At 64.5% G+C, this 22367-nt stretch carries 20 protein-coding genes; 13 read left to right on the top strand and 7 right to left on the bottom strand.

What is annotated here, in order from left to right; translation table 11 throughout:
* Position 1: 1 nt before the first annotated feature.
* The 5 genes from P3C39_RS18905 to P3C39_RS18885 all read right to left on the bottom strand — a co-directional run bounded on the left by P3C39_RS18905 (position 2) and on the right by P3C39_RS18885 (position 6933).
* Positions 2-1582 carry an indolepyruvate oxidoreductase subunit beta family protein gene (locus P3C39_RS18905; RefSeq protein WP_275954105.1) on the bottom strand — a complete coding sequence of 527 codons (1581 nt, stop codon included), beginning with the start codon at positions 1580-1582 and terminating at the stop codon, positions 2-4.
* The gene (locus tag P3C39_RS18900) at positions 1575-3728 is read right to left on the bottom strand and encodes an indolepyruvate ferredoxin oxidoreductase subunit alpha (RefSeq protein ID WP_275954106.1); all 2154 of its coding nucleotides are present in this window, start codon (positions 3726-3728) and stop codon (positions 1575-1577) included. The genes P3C39_RS18905 and P3C39_RS18900 overlap by 8 nt, the downstream gene beginning before the upstream one ends.
* 45 nt (positions 3729-3773) lie before the next feature.
* Positions 3774-4256, bottom strand: a complete 483-nt coding sequence (locus P3C39_RS18895; RefSeq protein WP_013527967.1) for a MarR family transcriptional regulator — start codon at positions 4254-4256, stop codon at positions 3774-3776.
* The gene (locus P3C39_RS18890; RefSeq protein WP_275954107.1) at positions 4256-5827 is read right to left on the bottom strand and encodes an NAD(P)/FAD-dependent oxidoreductase; all 1572 of its coding nucleotides are present in this window, start codon (positions 5825-5827) and stop codon (positions 4256-4258) included. The genes P3C39_RS18895 and P3C39_RS18890 overlap by 1 nt, the downstream gene beginning before the upstream one ends.
* A gap of 314 nt (positions 5828-6141) precedes the next feature.
* Complete coding sequence (locus tag P3C39_RS18885; protein WP_024503404.1) at positions 6142-6933, bottom strand: cyclase family protein; 792 nt, start codon at positions 6931-6933, stop codon at positions 6142-6144.
* A gap of 119 nt (positions 6934-7052) precedes the next feature.
* Here P3C39_RS18885 and P3C39_RS18880 point away from each other — a divergent pair, with 119 nt between their 5' ends.
* From P3C39_RS18880 to P3C39_RS18820, 13 genes are all read left to right on the top strand, one after another.
* Positions 7053-8627 (top strand): NAD(P)/FAD-dependent oxidoreductase, encoded by a 1575-nt coding sequence (locus P3C39_RS18880; protein ID WP_275954108.1) that lies wholly within the window; start codon positions 7053-7055, stop codon positions 8625-8627.
* A 110-nt stretch (positions 8628-8737) separates the two neighbouring features.
* The gene (locus P3C39_RS18875; protein ID WP_275954109.1) at positions 8738-10267 is read left to right on the top strand and encodes an ABC transporter substrate-binding protein; all 1530 of its coding nucleotides are present in this window, start codon (positions 8738-8740) and stop codon (positions 10265-10267) included.
* Positions 10268-10450: 183 nt separating this feature from the next.
* Positions 10451-11458 (top strand): ABC transporter permease, encoded by a 1008-nt coding sequence (locus tag P3C39_RS18870; RefSeq protein WP_127366625.1) that lies wholly within the window; start codon positions 10451-10453, stop codon positions 11456-11458.
* A complete protein-coding gene (locus P3C39_RS18865; protein ID WP_013527973.1) occupies positions 11451-12299 on the top strand; it encodes an ABC transporter permease in 849 nt (282 codons plus the stop codon). Before P3C39_RS18870 ends, P3C39_RS18865 begins: the two co-directional genes overlap by 8 nt.
* Positions 12296-13177, top strand: a complete 882-nt coding sequence (locus P3C39_RS18860; RefSeq protein ID WP_013527974.1) for an ABC transporter ATP-binding protein — start codon at positions 12296-12298, stop codon at positions 13175-13177. Before P3C39_RS18865 ends, P3C39_RS18860 begins: the two co-directional genes overlap by 4 nt.
* Positions 13170-14006 carry an ATP-binding cassette domain-containing protein gene (locus tag P3C39_RS18855; RefSeq protein ID WP_275954110.1) on the top strand — a complete coding sequence of 279 codons (837 nt, stop codon included), beginning with the start codon at positions 13170-13172 and terminating at the stop codon, positions 14004-14006. The genes P3C39_RS18860 and P3C39_RS18855 overlap by 8 nt, the downstream gene beginning before the upstream one ends.
* 78 nt (positions 14007-14084) lie before the next feature.
* Positions 14085-14684 (top strand): VOC family protein, encoded by a 600-nt coding sequence (locus P3C39_RS18850; RefSeq protein WP_275954111.1) that lies wholly within the window; start codon positions 14085-14087, stop codon positions 14682-14684.
* A 141-nt stretch (positions 14685-14825) separates the two neighbouring features.
* Positions 14826-17120, top strand: coding sequence for a bifunctional salicylyl-CoA 5-hydroxylase/oxidoreductase (locus tag P3C39_RS18845; protein ID WP_024503398.1), 2295 nt, complete (start codon positions 14826-14828; stop codon positions 17118-17120).
* Complete coding sequence (locus tag P3C39_RS18840) at positions 17117-17890, top strand: SDR family NAD(P)-dependent oxidoreductase (protein ID WP_275954112.1); 774 nt, start codon at positions 17117-17119, stop codon at positions 17888-17890. Before P3C39_RS18845 ends, P3C39_RS18840 begins: the two co-directional genes overlap by 4 nt.
* A complete protein-coding gene (locus P3C39_RS18835) occupies positions 17884-18354 on the top strand; it encodes a MarR family transcriptional regulator (RefSeq protein WP_013527979.1) in 471 nt (156 codons plus the stop codon). The genes P3C39_RS18840 and P3C39_RS18835 overlap by 7 nt, the downstream gene beginning before the upstream one ends.
* Positions 18351-19163 carry an enoyl-CoA hydratase family protein gene (locus tag P3C39_RS18830; protein ID WP_013527980.1) on the top strand — a complete coding sequence of 271 codons (813 nt, stop codon included), beginning with the start codon at positions 18351-18353 and terminating at the stop codon, positions 19161-19163. The genes P3C39_RS18835 and P3C39_RS18830 overlap by 4 nt, the downstream gene beginning before the upstream one ends.
* Before the next feature lie 75 nt (positions 19164-19238).
* Positions 19239-20387: an acyl-CoA dehydrogenase family protein gene (locus P3C39_RS18825; RefSeq protein WP_275954113.1), complete on the top strand. Its 1149-nt coding sequence runs from the start codon at positions 19239-19241 to the stop codon at positions 20385-20387.
* Positions 20388-20464: 77 nt separating this feature from the next.
* Entirely contained in the window at positions 20465-20860 is a 396-nt protein-coding gene (locus P3C39_RS18820) for a RidA family protein (RefSeq protein WP_063169943.1), read from the top strand.
* A 24-nt stretch (positions 20861-20884) separates the two neighbouring features.
* On the opposite strand, the gene P3C39_RS18815 is transcribed toward P3C39_RS18820, so the two are convergent.
* The gene (locus P3C39_RS18815; protein ID WP_024503393.1) at positions 20885-21976 is read right to left on the bottom strand and encodes an LLM class flavin-dependent oxidoreductase; all 1092 of its coding nucleotides are present in this window, start codon (positions 21974-21976) and stop codon (positions 20885-20887) included.
* Positions 21977-22047: 71 nt separating this feature from the next.
* On the bottom strand, positions 22048-22251 hold the full coding sequence (locus P3C39_RS18810) for a hypothetical protein (RefSeq protein WP_224618506.1): 204 nt from the start codon (positions 22249-22251) through the stop codon (positions 22048-22050).
* Positions 22252-22367 lie beyond the last annotated feature (116 nt).

The following is a 22367-nucleotide window of genomic DNA, read 5'->3' as shown; positions in this document are numbered from 1 at the left end:
ATCAGCCTATTTTATCCGGCCCCAGCGTCGCCACGGTCTTCAGCGCACCATCCAGCATGTCGCCCTTCTCGTCCTTCAGCGCCATCTCGCGCAGGCGGCGGATCCAGTCGGCGGCGTCGGTGCGGCCCTTGACCAAGTCGAGCGCCGAGAGCACGCGGTCGAATTTCGATTGCGCCCGGACATGGGTGTCGCTGTAGCCCTTGATCAGCCGGCGGCAGTTGAGGATTTCGACGGCCAGTGCGTAATCCTGGGGCACATGGTCGAGCGCCAGCGCGTACCAGCGGTCGAGATGCGCGACCTCGACCTTGTGGCGCAGCAGGTTGCGGCGCCAGCGACGCAGGCCGCCGATGAACCACAGAGCGGCAAAGCCGGCAAAACTGTCGGTGCGGATGCGGCGGCCATGATTGATGCGACGATCGAGAAAGGCGGCGAGCTTCGGCCGGTTTTCGATGTAGCTGCCCAGACCCGCCGGCAGCGTGCCGCAGAACTCCTCGATGCGCGGATGGAAATATTCGGTCACCTGCAGGATCGAGCCATCCTTGACGCCGACCTCGCGGCGCACGCGTTTGTCGCGCGTCGAACGTGTCTTGAGATCGGCGACGCGGATCATGTCGTCGTAGCACAGCGCGTTGGCCAGATGCTTGGCGGCAGCGATGGACAAGCCATAGCCCTGAATCGGCCCGTCCAGCGCGACGGCCTTGTCCAACCGGTCGAGATAGTCGCGCCCATAGGCGATGTCCTGATAGTCGACGACCTTTCTCAAGCCTCGAAGCGCCATATCGCGCACGGCCACCGGCAACAGATCGATGCGGGCAGCCAAGGCCTGCCAGCCTTGCAGCAGGTTTCGCGGGCCACTCACCTGTCCGGCGCCCAGGGCAGATTCGACAATCGCGGGCTCGGCCGGCTTTGGCACCGGCGCTGCCGTGCCGCGCGCACGGTCAAACGCGGCACCGAAGGCGGCGAGGCTGGCCTTGACGCCCCGGCCGCCGGCACCGATCGCCTGTTCGTAGCTCTCGCGCGTGAACGGCAGGGCGTCGGACCCCGCCAGCGCGCCAAGCAGGCTGGCCGAGATCATCGAGCCATTGTCGGCGGCGATCTTTTCCATGTCGAAAGCGATGAAGCGCTTCGATGCGGCTTCCGCCGTTGCATGCACCTTGGAGGACGAAGCCCGGCCGTCGCCCGGTTCGATCTTTTCCGACACGGCGGCGATGCGGTGCGACGAGGCGATCAGCGTGGTGCGCTCGGGCGTGACGAAGCCGCGAATGATGGCGCGGCCGGCTTCCATCAACTCCGCCGCGATCAGTATGTCGACATCGCCCTGCGAGGGCGACAGCGCAAAGACCGGCAGCCGGCCGGTGTCGCGGGCCATCTCGACATAGTAGATGGTGGCGCCGGTACGCTGGGCGACGCCGGCGACCGAGGTCGACTGCGCGACATAGCCGTTGCGCTCAGCGACATCGGTAATCCAGTCGGCGAGCACGCCGCCGCCCTGGCCGCCGACCGCCAGCACGGCGAGCTTGATGACACGCTCACCATCTTGAGCGCTGGCGTGGGCGCGAAGTGGGGGGACGGCGTCAAGCATCGGCGAAAGTCAGGCGCCGGCTTTCGCGGCGACGCTGCAACAGGCTGATGGTGGCGCGGCGCGCCGCTTCCAGGAAGCGATCCCAGCGGCTTGGATTGTGGACGACGTCGGCGCGATAGAAGGACGGGCAGAGCACCGCCGCATCGGCGACCTCGCCGCAATTGCCGCAGCCGACGCAACTCTGGTCGATATGCGCGACCGGATCGTCGCGCAAAGGATCGTCGAGCGACTTGACCGACAGCGATGGGCAGCCGGACAGCCGCATGCAGGCATGGTCACCGGTGCAGATGTCCTCATCGACGCCGAACTTCGGTTTCACGACACGGGTCCCGCCCTTGATCGCCTTGTCGACCAGCGGCTTTTCGCGGCGCTGGCGGTTGAGCATGCATTCGGACGAGGCGACGATGACTTTCGGCCCCTTCTCCTCCGTCGTCAGCGCCTCGCGCAGCGTGTCCTGCATCTTGGTCACGTCATAGGTGCGGTCGACATGGCGCAGCCATTTGACGCCCATGCCTTTGACCGCCTCGGTGATCGGATGCTTCGTCGACTTGGTCTTGTTGCCGGCGCGGGATGAGAGGATGTCCTGGCCGCCGGTGGCGGCCGAGTAAAAATTATCGACGATGACGATGACGCCGTCGTTCTTGTTGAACACCGCGTTGCCAATTGAGGAGGTCAGGCCGTTGTGCCAGAAGCCGCCGTCGCCGACGAAGGAGATGGAACGCCGCTTGGCATCAGGCGAATTGAAGGCTGAGGCGGAGGCCGGGCCCAGCCCGTAGCCCATGGTGGTGGCGCCGAGCTCGAAAGGCGGCATGATCGAGAACAGATGGCAGCCGATGTCGGAGGCGATGTGATGCTTGCCTAGCTCCTGCTCGACCAGTTTTGTCGCGGCAAAGATCGGCCGTTCCGGGCAGCCGATGCAGAAGCCCGGCGGACGGCCCGGCACGACATTGATGAGGTCAGCGGCATCAACGCCGTCGCCGACCTTGTTGGGCGCGCGCACCTCGCCCGGCAAAAGATGCGGCGCCTCGGCGCGCAGGAAGGCGCCGATGCCGTCGAGCATGACCTGGCCGGTGTATTCGCCGGCCATCGGCAGATGCTCCTTGCCGACCAGCCTGGTGCCTCGACCGGCCTTGTGCAGCATCGAAGCAAAGGCCTGTTCGATGTAGTTGGGCTGGCCTTCCTCGACGACCAGCACCGACTGCTTGCCCTCGCAGAACGACAGGAACTCGTCGTCGATCAAGGGATAGACGGCATTGAGCACATAGAGCGGCACGTCGGTGTCGCCATAGGTGTCGGCAAGGCCGAGCCGCTGCAGCGCGCGGATGACCGAATTGTACATGCCGCCCTGCATGACGATGCCGACCGAGCCATGGTCCGAGCCGAAGAACTCGTTGATCTTGTTCTTGGCGATGAAGTCGACCGCCGCCGGCCAGCGTTTCTGCACCTTCTCCTTCTCATGCAGGAAGGAGGCGGGCGGCAGCACGATGCGGCCGGTGTCGCGGCGCGGCGCGTCGAGGGCATCGGCGACCGTCATCGGCGGCCGCTTGTTGTCCTTGGCGATGAAATGGCCATGCACGTGGCAGCAGCGGATGCGCACCTGCAGCATGACCGGCGTGTTGGAAATCTCCGACAGCTCGAAACCATCCTCCACCGCCTTGACGATCGATGGCAGATTGGGTCGCGGGTCGAGCAGCCACACCTGGCTTTTCATGGCGAAGGCATGGCTGCGCTCCTGCATGATCGAGGAGCCCTCGCCATAGTCTTCGCCGACGATGATCAGCGCGCCGCCGGTGACGCCGCCGGAGGCGAGATTGGCGAGCGCGTCTGAGGCGACGTTGGTGCCGACCGTCGACTTGAAGGTCGCCGCACCGCGAATGGGATAATGCACTGACGCCGCCAGCATGGCGGTGGCAGTGGCTTCCGAGGCGCTGGCTTCGAAATGCACGCCGAGCTCGCCCAGAATGTCCTGCGCGTCGGCCAGCACGTCCATCAGGTGGCTGATCGGCGCGCCCTGATAGCCGCCGACATAGCCGACGCCGCATTGCAGCAGCGCCTTGGTGATGGCGAGAATGCCTTCGCCGACAAACTCCTCGCCGGCACCGAGCCTGAGTTTTTCGACTTCCCTGGCAAAAGACCGTTCGGCCATTCTTTTTCTCCCTTCCGTTACCGCCAGCGCTGGCGGCGCGTAGGTCTAGATGTCGTGCTTGCGAATGTTCTTCAGCATCTTCAAAAGCGTGGCGATGAGTGCGGAATATTCGGCATCGTCGATGTCGTCGAACATCGCTTCGAACGCGTCGTGCATGGCCGGCCAGGCGCGGGTGAACTCGGCGCGGCCCTCGTCGGTCAGGAACACATGGCGGATTCGGCTGTCGGTGACACCCTGCTCGCGTCGCACCAGACCCTGGCCCTCCAGCGTATCGAGGGTCCGGCTCAAGGTCGATTGCTCGATGACCGTATAGACCGAGAGGTCGTTGACGGTGATGCCGTCGGTGACCGACAGCACGGCGAGCGTGCGCACCTGCGGAATGGTCAGGCCCTGCTTGCGGAAATCGTCGCGCAAGGTGGCGTTGTAGCGGCCCATGATGCGGTTCATCAGATAGGGCGCGAATTGCTGCAGCCCGATCTGCCCCAGGGTCGAAATGCGCTGGCGCTTTTCCGCGACCTTCTCTTCCATCACAGCCTCCCCGCCAGGAGAAATCCGGAACCGCCGCCGAGACCCGCGCCCGGGTGGGTCGAGGCGCCGATATGGTAGAGACCCTTGATGCCGGTCTGATGGTTGCGGCTGGTCTTGAACGGCCGCCACAGGAAAGACTGGTCGATGGTCGAGGAACCGCCATAGGGGTCACCGCCGACCAGGTTGATGTTCATCGCTTCGAGATCGGCCGGCGAATAGGCGCGGCGCGCGATGATGCTGTCCTTGAAGCCGTCGATATGGCTGGCGAGGATCGCCTCCGTGCGATCGGCATAGGCCTCGCGCAACGCGTCGGTCCATTGCCCGTCGGCCGGGGCCTGCAGTTTGCCTGCGGCGTCGCCCTTGATAAAGCGAGGCGCCTCTGGCAGTTGCAGCCACAGGATCGCCTTGCCCTCCGGGCAGCGCGATGGGTCAAGCGCATGCGGCTGGCCGACACAGATGGTCGGCACCTCCGGCAGCATGCCGCGCGCCGCCTCGTTGCAAGCTTTCGAGACGCCATCCAGGCCGGGCGTGAGGTGCAGCAACGCCACCTTATCCAAGCCTTCGCCCGGCCATGCGGGCGGTTTGTCCAAGGCGTAGTGGATCTGGAAATTGCCTTTGCCGTAGCGGTACTTTTGCGTCGCCTCGACATCGGCTTTGGGTGCATCCGCGCCAAGCAGCCTGCCATAGAGCTGCGTTGGCGTAACCGAGCAGATGACGCTCTTGTCGGCATTGATTGTCTCGCCCGAGGCCAGCCGCACGGCGGTTGCCCGGCCATTGTTTTGAACGATCGAAGCGACATCGGCGCCGGTGCGGATATCGCCGCCGCGTTCCCGAATCAAAGCCTCGAAGGCCGCCAGCAGGTTTTTTGCCCCACCCTTGACGATCGGTGCTCCGGCCGCCTCAAGTGCGAAGGCGATCACCTTGGCGATCTGGCCGGAGAAGGCGTCCTCGGGTCCAAGCCCGGCATGCAGTACCCAGGGTGCCCACAGCGCGCGGATGGTTTCGGACCGGTAGGTGTTGTCGAGCCAGCCGCGCGCCGGCACCAGAGCTTCGCCGAGGAAGGCGGCAAGGCCGCGCGGGCCACGCCGCCAGCCATCACCGGCAAGCAGCTTCGCTGTCGGGTAGGACCACAGGTTGCCGCCGAGCAAGCCAAATAGCAGGCCGGCATTGCGTTCGATGCCGCCGACATCATCCGCGTGCCGGTCACCGTCGCCTGCCGCGATTGCGTTGAGGGCGGCGATGTTGGCGGCACGGTCGGTGCTGAGCACGGCATGGCTGCCATCCGGCCGCAGCACGCCCGTCGGCGTGCCCGTGTGGCAGAACTCCAGCCCGTGGCGCGCGAGATCGGCGCCCAGTGCCGCAAAGGCCGGCGAGGTGATGAACAGCACGAAGGTCGTCGCCATCACATCATGGATGAAGCCGGGTGCGGTGATCTCCTCGGTGCGCAAGCAACCGCCAATGCGGTCGTTGCGCTCCAGGACGAGCACACGCGCCCCTTTGCCGCCGAGCATCGCCGCGCAGACCAGCGCGTTGATGCCGCTGCCGACGATGATGTGATCGGGGGCGGTCATTGGCGGTTGCTCTTTGCTTGCGGGCAGTGGAGTTCAATCGCGTGGAATTGCGCTCTACGGCGCCCCCCTCTGGCCTGCCGGCCATCTCCCCCTCTTGGGGGGAGATTGGCAGCTTCGGCGCCCCACTCAATCCTGCAACGTCGCAGATTGGCGAAAACCATTGTGAAGGCCAATCTCCCCCCTTGAGGGGGAGATGTCCGGCAGGACAGAGGGGGGCGCCGTAGGGCGCTAGCGCTACAAGCCTGCCACCCTCTACCTGCCATCAACCCGGTTTCGCCTTCTCGCATGATCTTCTCCCGAAGACCCACCTCGCTTTATTGCTTCGACACCAGTGCCAGCGCGCGAATCGGGCTGCCGGTGCCGTGCTCGATCTTGAGCGGCGCCGCGATCAGGATGGCGCCCTTCGGCGGCAGTTGATCGAGGTTGCAAAGGCTGGCGAGACCGTAGCGGTTGGCCTTGTGCATCAGCGTGTGCGCCGGGAATGGCGGCTCCATGCCACCGGCCTTGCCGGCATCGGTGCCGATCGTCTCCGAGCCCCAGCCCTTGATGTCCTTGCTGATCAGGAACTGGATGGCTTCGGCCGTCGGGCCGGGCGTGTGCGGGCCGGTCTCGTTGGCATTGAGGAACTCGGCTTCCGAGCCGTTGCGCTTGTACCAGTCGGTGCGCATCACCACCCATTCGCCGGCATTGATCGCACCGTGCTCGGCTTCCCAGGCCTTGATGTGGTCGACGGTGAGCAGGAAATCGGGGTCGGCGGCGGCTTCCTTCGAACAATCGATGACATTGACGGGGCCGACGAAATTCTGCGCCGGAATGGTGTCGGTGGCGCCGTCCGGATAATCCTTGCCGCTGATCCAGTGCTGCGGCGCGTCGAAATGCGTGCCCGAATGTTCGCCGAGCTTCAGCCAGTTCCAGGCCCACCACGGACCGTTCTTGTCGTAACGGGAGATGTTGTGGATCTCGACCTTCGGCGTGTCGACGGCGAGTTCCGGCGGCAGCTTGATCAACGGCGTATCCGGCCCGAGCGGCGCCGACAGGTCGACCACCTTGATGGCGCCTGAAAGAAGCTGGCCGGCGACTTCGCCGAGGAGTTTTTGCGTGTCCATGGTTTGAAGTTCCCTCTTTCGTGTGATGATCAAGGCTCGTCTCGGCCCTTAATATCCTACTAGACGAAAACATATGCATCTGCAATTATCTTTAAGCATAAAGGAAATGGGGACGGGGCGTGAGCGAGTTCGACGCCATCTTTGTCGGGGCGGGCCACAACAGTCTGGCATGCGCCGCGCATTTGGCGCTCAAAGGCTGGAAAACAGGGGTTTTCGAGCGCGGCGCGACAATCGGCGGCGCCGTCCAGACGCGCGAATTCACCCTTCCCGGCTTCCGCCACGATTTCGGCGCGATGAATCTCAGCCTCTTCGCCGGCTCGGCCTTCCACCGGAAATATGCAAATGAATTGAAAGTGCAGGGGCTGGAGTTCGCCCCGGTCGCCGACTGTTTTGCCAGCGCATTCCCTGACGGGCGCTGGTTCGGCGTCAGCAACGATCTGGAAAAGACCGCCGCGCGCATCGCCGCCTTCTCAGCCGCCGACGCCGCCACATGGCGCAGGCTGGTTGCCGCCTTCCCGACGGAGGCCGAACACCTGTTCCGGCTGCTGGGTTCGCCGATGAGTGCCCGCGCGCTTGCCGGCACGGCGTGGAACCTGTGGCGCAAGAAGGGCATCGCCGGTTCGCTCGATACGGGCCGCCTGCTGCTGTCCTCACCCCGCGCCTGGCTGGAGGAAACTTTCGAGTCGCCGCATATCAGGGCAACGCTCGCCACTTGGGGCATGCATCTCGATTTCGCCCCGGATGTCGCCGGCGGTGCGGTTTTCCCCTATCTGGAATCGATGGCCAACCAGAGTTTCGGCATGGTGCTGGGCAAGGGCGGCGCCGACACCATCATCCGTGCCCTCTCTGGCATGGTGACCTCCGCCGGCGGCAAGATCGTCACCGGCGCCGAAGTCGCCGAGATCACCGTTTCGGCCGGCAAGGCGACCGGCGTGCGGCTTGCTTCGGGCGAGACGCATACCGCCACCAGGGCAGTCATTGCCGGCGTCGCGCCTAAGGCGCTGACGGGCAGATTGCTGCCCAATGGTTCGGGCGACGCCGGCTTCGACACGGCGATGCAGAAATTCCGCCATGCGCCAGGCACGATGATGATCCACCTAGCGCTGGACGATTTGCCGGATTGGCGTGCCGGAGCGGAGCTTCGGCAGTTCGCCTATGTGCATCTGTCGCCGTCGCTCGACGCCATGTCGCGCACCTATCAGCAGGCGATGGCGGGCATGCTGCCGGACGAGCCTGTGCTGGTGGTCGGCCAGCCGACGGCGATCGACCCGTCGCGGGCGCCTCAGGGAAAGCATGTGCTGTGGGTGCAAGTGCGCATGCTGCCGGCCGAAATCCTGGGCGATGCCGCCGGCAAGATCGCACCGAACCATTGGGACAAGGTGAAGGAGGCCTACGCCGAGCGTGTCCTCGACATCATCGAGACCTATGCGCCCGGCCTGCGCAACAAGATCCTCGGCCGCGCCGTCTTCTCGCCCATCGACCTCGAGCGTGAGAACCCGAATCTCGTCGGTGGCGACCAGGTCTGCGGCAGCCATCATCTGGCGCAGAACTTTTTATTCCGCCCGGCGCGCAACTATGCCGGCTGGAACACGCCGGTGGCGCATCTGCACCTCACTGGAGCCGCGACATGGCCGGGCGCCGGCACCGGTGCGGCGTCGGGCTTCATGCTCGCACAACAGCTTGGCGGGAGGTAGGAGCCGGAGATTTCCTTGAGGCTACGAGGGGCAAGGCGCTGCTGCCCAAGAAGCCTGAACCGATGACATGAAGACGCCGCGCAGAAACAAAACCAACAAGGGGAACGACCATGATAATCAACAGACGTGAATTGCTGGGATACAGCGCCGCGGCACTCGGGGTGGCCGCCGTCGGCCTGCCGCAGATCGCTAGGGCGGCTGCCGGCGAACTGACCATCGCCTACAATGTCAACCTGCCATCCTGGGATCCGACCACCGGACCTTCGGCCGTCAACCCGACGATCCAGGGGCTTTACCAGTCGGTATTCGACCAGTTCATCCCGCAGAAGCCCGATTTGTCCTTCGCGCCGGGCCTGCTCACCGAATGGGGCTGGAACGACGACCGCACGAAGATCATGATGACGGTGCGCGAAGGCGTGACCTGGCATGACGGCTCGCCGTTCACGGCCGAGGACGTCGTCTGGTCGCTACAGCGGGCAGGCGACGAAAAGACCGGCAACCCGATCCAGTTCGTCTGGAAGAACGTCAACAACTTCAAGATCGACGGCAACAAGATCACCGGCGACGTCGTGCAGTTCGACCCGGTCTATTTCAAATGGATGTCGTTCCTGACCGGCTACATCATGCCGAAGACCTATTACGAGAAGGTCGGCGCCGAAGGCTTCGAGAAGGCGCCGATCGGCACCGGCCCCTACATGGTGGAAAAGTTCGAGCGCAACGCTTTCCTGCGGCTCAAGGCAAACCCGAACTACTGGGGCGGCAAGCCGGCCTTCGAGAATGTGACGATCAAGTTCGTCGCCGACGCGGCAAGCCGCGTCGCCGAGATCGAATCCGGCTCCTCGCAAGTGACGCTCGAAATCCCCTACGAGGAGTATGACCGGCTGATCGCCAAGGACGGGCTGGCCGGCTCGTGCAAGAACGTTTCCGACATCGGCATGATCTTCTTCAACGACATCGAGGCGATGCTGGACAAGAACGTCCGTCAGGCCGCCGTGATGGCCGTCGACAAGAAGCTGCTGGTCGATCGCCTGCTGCGCGGCTACGGACAGCCGATCGATACGCTGGAAACGCCGGAATACGCATCCTACGACGCGTCGATCAAGGTCGAGCACAATCCGGAAAAGGCCAAGGAATTGCTGGCTGCCTCCGGCTATTCGCCGGAAAAGCCGGTCAAGTTCACCATCCAGACGACCAAGGGCTTCAAGCCCAAGGACTATGAGATGATCCAGGCGATCGTCGGCATGTGGCGCAAGGTCGGCATCGAGGCGACGATCGAGGTCTACGAGATCGCAAAGCACTACGAACTGCGCGCCGCCGATAAGCTGGCGCCGGCCGCCTTCTACAACTGGGGCAACGCCATCGGCGATCCGACCACCTCGACCGGCTTTGCCATGTACGGCCCGAGCCCGCATTCGGTGTGGGACAGCCAGGATTTGATCGACATGATCAACCCGTTGTGGGGCGAGAAGGACGAGGCCAAGCGCATCGCCGGCTGGAAGGCTGTCGACAAATACATCGCCGAGCAGGCCTATGTGCTGCCGCTGATGCAGTATGCGCAGCCCATCGTCCATGCCAAGGGCGTCAATGTGGTTCAGCATGTGTCGGGCGCGCTGCTGCCGGCCCTGATGACCCCGGCCTGAGAGAGTCGAGAAAGGCGCGCTGTCGCAAAGCCGACATGCCTTCTCCCAACTTGCGCAGGCCCCCTCATCCGGCCCTTCGGGCCACCTTCTCCCCGCTGGAGAGAAGAGACCGGCTCAGCCGTCAGCGGCCGGATGAGGGTCTTCGTTCCATCAGTCACTGAAACGCATTAGGCCTACGCCAGAATGCTCCTGCAAAGATTCCTGATCCGTCTGCTGACGATGCTGATCACGCTGTTCGGCGTGGCCATCGTCGTCTTTGTCGTGATCCGCGTCGCGCCCGGCGATCCGATCGCCATGATGCTGCCGCCTGGTGCTACGGATGCCGACATTGCCCGGCTGCGAGCGCTCTACGGCCTCGACAAGACCATCGTGCAGCAATTCTTCATCTGGCTGTCAGGCGTCGCCAGGGGCGATTTCGGCACCTCGATTTCGCTCAGGCAGGATGTGCTGGGTCTCGTCTTCAACCGGCTGCCAGCGACGCTGGAGCTTGCCATCGTCGCGCTTGTGATGGCGGTGGCGCTCGGCGGCACGACGGCAATCATCGGCGCGCGCGAACGCGGCACGGCGGTCGAGGCCGGCATCGACATCGCCAGCGGCGCGGCGCTTTCCATTCCCGACTTCCTGTGGGGCCTGGTGCTGATCCTGCTGTTCGGCGTGCTGGTGCCGATCTTCGACATTTCCGGCCGGGTGTCGCCGCAACTCGACCTACCCTTCGTCACCCAGTTTTATCTGTTCGAGAGCTTGCTTCGTCTGCGCCTCGACCTGACCTGGGATCTCCTGAAACACATGCTGATGCCGGCCGTGGCGCTGGCGCTGCCGCTGGCGGCGATCATCTCGCAGCTGCTGAAACAGTCGCTGAAGGAAGTGCTCGACCTCGACTACGTCGTGCTGGCGCGGGTCAAGGGATTCTCGGAAACACAGGTCATCCTGCGCGAAGCGCTGAAGAATGCCGCGCTGCCGACGCTGACGCTGGTCGGCGTGCAGTTCACCTTCCTCATCGGCGGCACCGTCATCGTCGAACGGCTGTTTTCCTATGAAGGCCTCGGCAACATGGCGATCGACGCCGTCATCAACCGCGACCTGCCGCTGATCCAGGGCATCGTTCTGGTCTTCGCGCTGCTGTTCGTGCTGATCAACCTCAGCGTCGACATGATGTACGCACTGCTCAATCCAAGGCTGCGCCATGGATGAGGGCCGCGCTCAAAGACGAGCTGTGTCGCCGCGTCTGTGGCTGGCCGGCGGCTGGCTGCTGCTGGCGCTTCTGGCGGCAATCTTCGCGCCGCTGGTCGCGCCGCAGGATCCGCTGGCGCAGGATTTGATGCTGGAACGGTTGCCGCCGTTCTGGATGGCCGGCGCCGAACCCGGCTATTGGCTCGGCACCGACAGCCTCGGCCGCGATCTGTTGTCCCGGCTGATCTTCGGCGGCCGCATCGCCTTCATCGTCGCTTTCGCCGCGGCCATCGCCGCCTGCCTGGTCGGCTCGATGCTGGGGCTCATAGCCGGCTATTTCGGCGGCTGGGCCGACCGCATCATCTCGCGCATCGTCGATGTCTGGATGGCATTTCCGCCGGTGCTGTTCGCCATCCTTTTGGTTGCGGTGCTCGGCACAGGCTTGAGTTCCGTCATCCTGGCCATCGCCATCATCGACTGGACGCGTTTCTGCCGGGTGATCCGTGCCGAGACGATGGGCCAGTCGCGCATGGACTATGTCGAGAATGCCCGCATCGCCGGCTATGGCCGCATCGGCATCATGCTTCGCGAAGTGCTGCCCAATGTGGTGCCGTCAATCGTGGCGCTGCTGTCGCTGGAGATGGGCATCGCCGTCATCGTCGAGGCGATCCTGTCCTTCGTCAATCTGTCGATCTCGACCGACGATCCGACCTGGGGCGGCATCATCGCCGAGGGCCGGCTGTCGATCCATCAGGCGTGGTGGGTGCTCGTATTTCCGCTGATCACGCTGATCCTCACCGTGCTGTCGTTCAGCCAGTTCGGCGAGGCGCTGAAGACGCGCTTCGACCCGGTGCTGCGATGAGCGCGGTCTGCCTTGACATCGCCAATCTGAGCGCCGTGCTGCCCAACGGCCAGCGCGTGCTGCGTTCGGTGTCGCTCTCCGTCCAACCCGGCGAGGTCCGCGCGTTGGTCGGCGAAAGCGGCGCCGGCAAGACGATGATCGGCAAGGCTGTGCTTGGTGTGCTGCCGTCGAGCGTGCGCATCGTCGAAGGCGATATGTTGCTTGAGGGCGAAGACCTCGGCAAGTTGCCGCCCAAGGCACGGCGCACGCTGATCGGGGCATGCACGGCGCTGATCCCGCAGGACCCGCTGACCGCTCTCAACCCGTCACGCCGCATCGGCTCGCAGATGACCGACCGGCTGGTGCGCATCCTCGGCTGGAGTGGCGAGAAGGCCGATACCCGCATTCGCCAGTTGCTGGACGAGGTGCAGATCCGCGACCCCGACCGCGTGCTCAAAAGCTATCCGCACGAACTGTCCGGCGGCATGCGCCAGCGCGTGCTGATCGCCGCCGCCTTCGCCGCGGAGCCAAGGCTGATCGTCGCCGACGAGCCGACCACGGCGCTCGACGTCACCGTGCAGAAGCAGATCCTGCGGCTGATCGCTGCGTTGCAGCGCGAGCATGGCACGGCGATCCTGTTCGTCACCCATGATCTCGGCGTCGTCGCCAAGATCAGCCAGAGGGTCTCGGTGCTCTATGCCGGCAAGGTGGTGGAGGAGGCCGAGACCGCAGCGCTCTTCGCCGCGCCGCAGCACCCCTACACACGGGCGCTGATCGCGGCGACGCCACGCTACACCGATCCTTTCGCCTCGCTAAGACCGGTGGACGAGGCGGTGCTGGCCGGACTTGCTTCGGAGATCGCTGCCGCCGACCAAGCCTGGAGGCGGCCGCATGGTTGAACCGTTGTTCTCCGTGCGCGGGCTGAAGGTCGCGCTGCCCGACATGACGCGCAAGCCACTGATCGGCCGCGCGCCATTGGCCGAAATCCTGAAGGGCCTGGACTTCGACCTGCCGCGGGGCTCGGTGACCGGCATTGTCGGCGAATCCGGTTCGGGCAAGTCGACGCTCGGCCGCGCTTTGGTGCGCCTGCTGGAGCCAAGCGCCGGCAGCATCCGCTTCGACGGCCGCGACATCACCAATCTGCCGGAAGCGGAGCTGCGGCCGCTGCGGCGCAATCTGCAGATGATTTTTCAAGATCCGATGTCGTCGCTCAACCCGCGCCGCACCATTGCCAGCATTATCGCCGCGCCTTTGAAGCAGAATGGTCTTGGCGACAACCTGAAGGCGCGCGTCGCCGAGGCGCTGCAGCGTGTCGGCCTGCCGCAAAGTTTCGCCAGCCGCTATCGGCACGAACTGTCGGGCGGCCAGCGCCAGCGCGTCGGCATTGCGCGCGCTCTGGCACTGTCGCCAAAATTCGTGCTCGCCGACGAGATCGTCTCCGGACTCGACGTGTCGACGCAGGCGCAGATCCTGACCCTGCTGGAGGAGCTTGCCGCGGAGATGGGGCTGACCGTCGCTTTCATCAGCCACGATCTGTCTGTCATCCGGCGGCTGTGCCGGCAAGTGATCGTCATGCGCGAAGGCGCGATCGTCGAAGCGAGCGCCACCGACGCCTTGTTCGAGAAGCCGCAGCGGGCCTACACGCGCGATCTCATCGCAGCCATTCCGCTGCCCGAAATCGATGCGAGCTGGCTGGACATTCCTTCCGCCGCCAAGGCGCCGACATGAATGCATACGCACGCCGACTAGCGGGCCTCGGACGTGCGACCACAAAGACCCAAGTCCCGCCAAATGGAGAGGACTGACATGAAGACCACAATCGCAATTGCAACGCTCGCCGCCGCAATGCTCGGCAGCGCCGGCATGGCCTCGGCGGATTCGATCCCGGGCATGCGCGGCCACGACCACACCGGGATCACGGTTCCCGACATGAAGCAGGCGGTCGACTTCTTCACAGAAGTGGTCGGCTGCAAGAAGGCGATGTCGTTCGGCCCGTTCGCCGACGACAAGGGCACGTTCATGCAGGATCTTCTGGGCGTCGATCCGAAGGCGGTGATCGAAGAGGTCACCATGGTGCGTTGTGGCTACGGCTCGAACATCGAGCTGTTCAAATACACAGCACCGGACCAGAAGGACCTGACTCCGAAGAACAGCGACATTGGCGGCTTCCACATCGCCTTCTATGTCGACGATGTCGCTGCTGCCAAAGCCTATCTCGAAGGCAAGGGCGTCAAGACGCGGATGGGGCCGCTGCCGGTCAAGGAAGGGCCGGCCGCCGGCCAGACCATCCTCTATTTCCAGGCGCCGTGGGGGCTGCAACTGGAAGCGATCAGCTATCCCGATGGGATGGCCTATGAGAAGGGCGCCGAGACGGTGTTGTGGAGCCCGAAGAGCCCGGAAAAGTGATCCGGCAGCGCGCTTGCGCGATGACACGCAGGCGCGCTTTCGCCATGTCAGGACGATCGTTCTGATATGAAACTTTAAGCTTGAAATATCTTGTCGCCGGCGCGATACTGAACTCCAGCAAGCGAAGAGGAGATCGCACAGATGAAGGTTGCGGTTCTCGGCGGCGGACCAGCCGGCCTCTACTTTGCCATTTCGATGAAACTGAGGGACGCCGCCCACGATGTGACGGTGTTCGAGCGCAACCGCGCCGACGACACGTTCGGCTGGGGCGTCGTGCTGTCGGCCGAAACGCTCGACAATCTGTCGAAAAACGATCCGGTCAGCGCCGTCTGGATCAAGAAGCACTTTGCCTACTGGGACGACATCGCCGTCATTCATGACGGCGTGCGCACGGTCTCGTCAGGGCACGGTTTCTGCGGCATCGGCCGCAAGCGGCTGCTGGTCCTGCTGCAGCGCCGGGCGCGTGAACTCGGCGTCAAGCTGATGTTCGAGACCGACATTGCAGATCCCAAGCCCTACATGGCGACGCATGATCTGGTCGTCGCTGCCGACGGCCTGAACTCAAGGGCGCGCAACAGCTTCGTCGACATCTTCAAGCCCGACATCGACACCCGCAAATGCAAGTTCGTCTGGCTCGGCACCAACCAGAAATTCGACGACGCCTTCACCTTCATCTTCGAGAAAACCGAGCATGGCTGGGTGTGGGCCCACGCCTACCAGTTCGACAGCGACACCGCGACCTTCATCGTCGAGTGCAGCGAGCAGACCTGGGCTGCCTTCGGCTTCGGTGCGATGTCGCAGCAGGAATCGATCGCCGTTTGTGAGCGGATCTTCGAAAAACATCTCGGCGGCCACGCCTTGATGACGAATGCCAACCATATCCGCGGTTCGGCCTGGATCAATTTCCCGCGCGTGCTGTGCGAGCGCTGGTCTTACAAGAATCTCGCGCTGATGGGCGATGCAGCGGCATCGGCGCATTTCTCGATCGGCTCCGGCACCAAGCTGGCACTGGAAAGTGCTGTGGCGCTGGCCGAATATGTCGAAACCGAGCCGGACTTGGATGCCGCCTTCCGCAGATATGAGGATGCCCGCCGCACCGAGGTGCTCAAGCTGCAATCGGCGGCGCGCAATTCGCTGGAATGGTTCGAGGAGGTCGAGCGCTATCTCGGCCTCGATCCGGTGCAGTTCAACTATTCGCTTTTGACCCGCTCGCAGCGTATCAGCCACGAGAATCTGCGACTGCGCGATGCCGAATGGCTTGAAAGCGCGGAAGAATGGTTCCAGCGCCAGGCGGGCGCCGGCGGCAACAGCCTGCGCCGCGCGCCGATGTTCGCGCCGTTCAAGCTGCGCGACATGAGGCTGCAGAACCGCGTCGTCGTTTCGCCGATGGCGCAGTACAAGGCTGTCGACGGCTGTCCGACCGACTGGCATTTCACCCACTACGCCGAGCGCGCCAAGGGCGGCGCCGGCCTCATCTATATCGAGATGACCTGCGTCAGCCCGGAAGGGCGCATCACGCCCGGCTGTCCCGGCTTCTACGCGCCCGAGCATGAGGTGGCGTGGAAGCGGCTGGTCGATTTCGTCCACACCGAGACCGAGGCCAAGATCTGCGCCCAGATCGGCCACTCCGGCGCCAAGGGCTCGACCCGGCTCGGCTGGGAGGGCACTGACGTGCCGTTGGTCTCAGGCAACTGGCCGGTGATGGCGGCTTCGGCCGTTGCGTGGTCGCCGCAGAATCAGGTTCCGAAGGCGATGAACCGCGCCGACATGGACCGCGTGCGCGACGAATTCGTGGCGTCCACCGAGATGGCCGATCGTTGCGGCTTCGACATGCTCGAAATCCACGCCGCGCATGGCTATCTCTTGTCGTCCTTCATCACGCCGGTCACCAACCGGCGCACGGATGAATATGGCGGTTCGCTGGACAATCGCATGCGCTATCCCCTCGAAATCTTCCGCGCGGTGCGCGCCGCCTGGCCGGCGGAGAAGCCGATCTCGATGCGCATTTCCGCCAATGACTGGGTCGGCATCGAGGGCGTGACGCCGGCCGACGCGGTCGAGATCGCGCGGCTGCTGCATGAGGCCGGCGTCGACATCTGCGATGTCTCGGCAGGCCAGACCTCGGCACTGGCCAAGCCTGTCTATGGCCGCATGTTCCAGACGCCGTTTTCCGACCGCATCCGCAACGAGGTCGGCATGGCGACGATGGCGGTCGGCAACATCTACGAGCCGGACCATGTCAATTCGATCCTGATGGCCGGCCGCGCCGACCTGGTGGCGCTGGCACGCCCGCATCTTGCCGATCCCTACTGGACGCTGCATGCCGCCGTCACGCTCGGCGACCGCGGTGTCAAATGGCCTGATCCCTATCTGCCCGGACGCGACCAGCTCTACCGTCTGGCCGAGCGCGACGCCGCAGCGGGGCTGAAAGTATGACGGCCGCCGCGACGATACCCGGCAAGCATGCGCTGGTCACTGGCGGCGGCTCCGGCGTCGGGCGGGCCATCGCGCTGGCGCTGGCTGCTGCCGGCATCGGCGTCACCATCTGCGGCCGCCGGGAAGCAGAGCTCGCCAAGGTGGCCGGCGAAAACGACCGCATCTCTGGCATCGCCGCCGATGTCACCGACGAGGCGGCAATGGCGGCGCTCTACGAGAGGGCGCAAGCCGCGCGCGGCCCGTTCGACATCGTCGTCGCCAATGCCGGCATGGCCGGCAGCGCGCCGGCGCACAAAACCGCGCTCAGCGACTGGCAGCGGACGCTCGACGTCAATCTGACCGGCGCCTTCCTGACGGTGAAGCCCGCGCTGGCCGGCATGGCCGCGCGGAAAACGGGACGAATTGTTTTCATCGCCTCGACCGCCGGCCTGAAAGGCTACGCCTATGTCGCGTCTTACGTCGCCGCCAAGCATGGCGTCATCGGCCTGATGCGGGCGCTTGCCGCCGAAACAGTGAAATCCGGCGTCACCGTCAACGCGGTGTGCCCAGGCTTTGTGGAAACCGAAATGCTGGAAGAGTCCATCCAGCGCATCATCGAGAAGACCGGCCGCTCGGTCGAGCAAGCGCGGTCAAGCCTCGCCTCGACCAACCCGCAAGGCCGCTTCATCCAGCCGGATGAGGTCGCCGCCGCCGTGCTGTGGCTGTGCGGCGACGCCGCCCAATCGATCACCGGACAGGCGATTTCCATCTCAGGAGGCGAAACATGGTAGCCGGCCCCCTGCCCGCGCCGTCGGGACCCGGCAAGGACCGCTTGCGTCTGTGGATCAGGCTGCTGCGCGCCTCGCGCACGATCGAGGCCGAGCTGCGCGAGCGGCTGAAGAAGGACTTCAACACCACGCTGCCGCGCTTCGACGTGATGGCAGCGCTTTATCGCGCGCCGGAAGGCATGCTGATGAGCGACCTGTCGCGTTTCCTGCTGGTCTCTAACGGCAATGTCACGGGCATCGTCGACCGGCTGGTTTCGGAAGGACTTGTCGCCCGCGCGCGGCGCAATGGCGACCGCCGCACCTCGATGGTGCGGCTGACCGAGGAAGGCACGCAGGCTTTTGCCGCGATCGCCGCGGCGCATGAAGGCTGGATCGGCGAATTGCTGGGCAAGGTCAGCGAGGACGACGCGCGCCGGCTGACCGGCATGCTGACCTCGTTCCGCAGCAACTGGGAGGGACGCGAATGACCGCAATGGCCGGGCGCAAGCCGAAGCATTTCCTCTGGGAGGTCGAGGGCAGGATCGCCAAGGTCCGGCTCGACCGGCCGGAGCGCAAGAACCCGCTGACCTTCGACAGCTATGCGGAACTCCGCGACACGTTCCGCGACCTCGTCTATGCCGACGATGTCGACGCCGTGGTGTTCCTTTCCAATGGCGGCAATTTCTGCTCCGGCGGCGATGTCCACGACATTATCGGCCCGCTGGTCAAAATGGACATGAAGGAGCTCCTGGTCTTCACCCGCATGACCGGCGATTTCGTCAAGGCGATGCTGAATTGCGGCAAGCCGATCATTGCGGCGGTCGACGGCGTCGCGGTCGGCGCCGGCGCCATCATTGCGATGAGCTCCGACATCCGCATCGCCACGCCGGAAGCCAAGACCGCGTTCCTATTTACCCGCGTCGGCCTCGCCGGCTGCGATATGGGCGCCTGCGCGATCCTGCCGCGCATCATCGGCCAGGGCCGCGCCGCCGAGCTGCTCTACACCGGCCGCACCATGACCGCTGATGAAGGCGAACGCTGGGGTTTCTACAACCGGCTGGTCGATGCCGCATCGCTGGAGGCCGACGCGCTCGACATGGCGGCGCGCATCGTCTCCGGCCCGACCTTCGCGCACGGCATCACCAAGACCCAGCTCAACCAGGAATGGTCGATGGGTCTCGACCAGGCGATCGAGGCGGAAGCGCAGGCGCAAGCGATCTGCATGCAGACCCGCGACTTCGAACGCGCCTACAAGGCGTTCGTGGCCAAGGAAAAGCCGGTGTTCGAGGGGGATTGAGGATGATGCTTTGCGTGGAGACGTTGGCGGGAGGGGGGCGCCGTAGTGCGCAAGGCCTCAATAGCGGGGCCACCAATGCCTGATCGTTCCTTCCTCTCCTGGCCGTTCTTCGAAGACCGCCATCGCCACCTCGCCGAGCACCTCGAGGCATGGTGCACGACCAACCTCCCAGTCGATCACCATGATGTCGACGCCGCCTGCCGCGAGCTGGTCAGCAAGCTCGGCCGAGACGGCTGGCTGAAGCCAACGGCGCTCGACACCGACAACCCGGGTCCCCTCGACGTCCGCACTTTGTGCATCACGCGCGAGACGCTCGCCCGCCATGACGGGTTGGCCGACTTTGCCTTCGCCATGCAAGGGCTGGGCACCGGCGCGCTCAGCCTGTTCGGCACGGTGGAGCAGCGGCAATGGCTTTCGAAGACGCGCGCCGGCAAGGCGATATCAGCCTTCGCCCTGTCGGAGCCGCGCTCGGGATCAGATGTCGCCAACACGGAAATGACGGCGACCCGCGACGGCGACAGCTACGTTTTTACAGGCGAAAAAACCTGGATCTCCAATGGCGGCATCGCCGACCTCTACGTCGTCTTTGCCCGCACCGGCGAGGCGCCGGGCGCCAAGGGACTTTCCGCTTTCCTCGTGCCTGGCGACGCCAGGGGCCTTGGCATCGCCGAACGGCTCGAAGTGATCGCGCCGCATCCGCTGGCGCGGCTGTCTTTCGACCGGGTCCGCCTGCCGGCCACCGCACTGATCGGCAAGCCAGGCGACGGCTTCCGCATCGCCATGTCGGTGCTCGATGTGTTCCGCTCGACCGTCGGTGCGGCGGCACTCGGCTTTGCCCGCCGCGCACTGGATGAAAGCATCAAACGCGTGGCCGAACGCAAACTGTTCGGCGCGCCGATGGCCGAATTGCAAATGGTGCAGGGGCACATCGCCGACATGGCGCTCGATGTCGATGCGGCGGCGCTGCTGGTCTACCGTGCCGCCTGGACCAAGGACATGGGCGCTGCCCGCGTCACCCGCGAGGCGGCGATGGCCAAGCTGTTTGCCACCGACAAGGCGCAAGAGGTGATCGACAAGGCCGTGCAACTGCACGGCGGCGACGGCGTCCGCAAAGGCCACATCGTCGAAAGCCTGTATCGCGAGATCCGCGCGCTGCGCATCTATGAGGGTGCCTCCGACGTGCAGAAAGTGGTGATTGCGCGGCAAGTGATGGGCGCGGCCTGAAGCAGGTCGCGCCCACGGACCAAACTGTTTTGACAATGGATATTGCGAACCGAGTTTTGACGAATCGGGAGACTGAAATGCACCAGATTTTGCAGCCGGAAGGCTGGGCCAAACCTGTCGGCTACGCCAACGGCGTCGCGGCGCGCGGTCGGCTCGTCTTCGTTGGCGGACAGGTCGGCTGGAACGGCCAATGCCAGTTCGAAACCGACGATTTTGTTGGCCAGGTGCGGCAAACGCTTCAGAACATCGTCGCGGTGCTGGCGGAAGCCGGCGCGGGGCCGCAGCACATCACCTCGATGACCTGGTACTTCACCGACAAGGCCGAATACCTTGCCAATCTCAGGGGTATCGGCGAGGCCTATCGCGAGGTCATCGGCCGGCATTTTCCGGCGATGGCCGCCATGCAGGTGGTGGCGCTGGTCGAGGATCGCGCCAAGATCGAAATCCAGGCCACCGCCGTCATTCCGGAATAAATTATTGGCTGCCTCAGGAATAAATTATTCGCGAAGCCCCGCCTGCCTCAAGATCGGCAGCACGTGATCGCAGAAATAGGGCAGTTCTTGCGTGTAGTTGACGAAGGACAGCGCGATGCCCTGATAGCCGTGCCCGGCAATGGCGACCATGTCGGCGGCGATCGTTTCCGGCGTTCCGATCAGCGGGTAGGTGCCGGCGCCGCCGGCGAAACGCTGCCGGTAGCGGTCATAGGCGTGCGGGTCGTGCGATTGCGAGAATTCCTTCTTGCCGGCCATGTGGGCATCGACGGCGTCATGGTCGGCCATATCGACGGCGTAGCGCGTGTAGTAGGCCTGCGCCTCTTCCATCGTCGGGCGGCAGACGACATGCGCCACGGTGTAGACGCCGACATCGCGGCCTGCCTTATCGGCCCGCTCGCTGATGTCGGCGACATGCTTGCCGGCATCGCTCATTTCCGAAAATGTCGTGAACAGATAATCGCACCGGGCGGCAGCGAAATCGCGGCCCGGCCCGCCGAAGGCGGCGTTCATGGTCACGGGGCGCGGAACCTGCAGACTGGCCGGCCGGCTGACAGCCTCCTTGAGGCGGTAATAAGTGCCTTCGTAATCGAGCGGCTCGGCCGACGCATAAAGCTTTTCCAGGATTTCGATCCATTCGGCCGCCTGATCGTAGCCCTTCTCGACCAAAGGCGTGCCGAACATGCCGAATTCCTTCGGGTTCCAGCCGCAGACGATGTTCAAGCCCGCGCGGCCCTGGCTAATATGGTCGACCGTCGCCAGCGCCTTGGCGGCATAGAGCGGATGCACCAGCGGCACATGCACGGTCATGAACAGGCCGATCTGCTCGGTGGCCATGGCGAGTGCCGCCGCCCAGGTGAAGGTCTCGAACGACCATTCGCGCACCTTGTTGCGGCCGCCGAAGCCGCGCCAACGCGCGATCGGCAGCATGAACTCCAGCCCGGCGCGGTCGGCGATCTGGGCTGCGGTCACATTGTCCTGCCAGCTCGCCGCCCAGCGCTCCGGCACATCGGTGATGGCAAGCCCGCCATCGGCATTGGTCGAAAAGACGCCAAGCTTCAGTCTGTTCGGGCCGTGCAAAGGGTGTGGTTTGTTCACGTCGCTGCCTCCCGGCGAAGATCGCACGCTAGGCCCGCGCAGAAATATTTCAAGCCTGAAATAGCTTGGCGTCACCATCGCTCGCGGGTATCGGTTCCAGCGGGCCGCACCGTGTCCACCACGCAACGGACATCGCAGCTTTTTAAGCTTAAAACTTTCGCCTTGAAAAGCGCCGCACTTTGGATAAGCATTCCGGAGTCGATGGCGTTTGCCGTGCCGGACGGGCTTGCCGGCCAGTCCATCGAGCAGACCAGTCCATCGTGCCGGCCAGCCATCGTGGGTGCTCCGGGTGGGAGTCTCAGTTCTTGTCGTTCATACTGCCCCAGTCATCATCCAACACGCGCCCTGCCTTCGATGACGTGCGCGCGGATTCGCGGTCTGCAACACACAA

It is taken from the genome of Mesorhizobium sp. XAP4 (assembly GCF_029269325.1).
Classification (GTDB): domain Bacteria; phylum Pseudomonadota; class Alphaproteobacteria; order Rhizobiales; family Rhizobiaceae; genus Mesorhizobium; species Mesorhizobium ciceri.
Note: the sequence above shows the minus strand (reverse complement) of the source record. Positions and strands in the feature narration are given on the sequence as shown.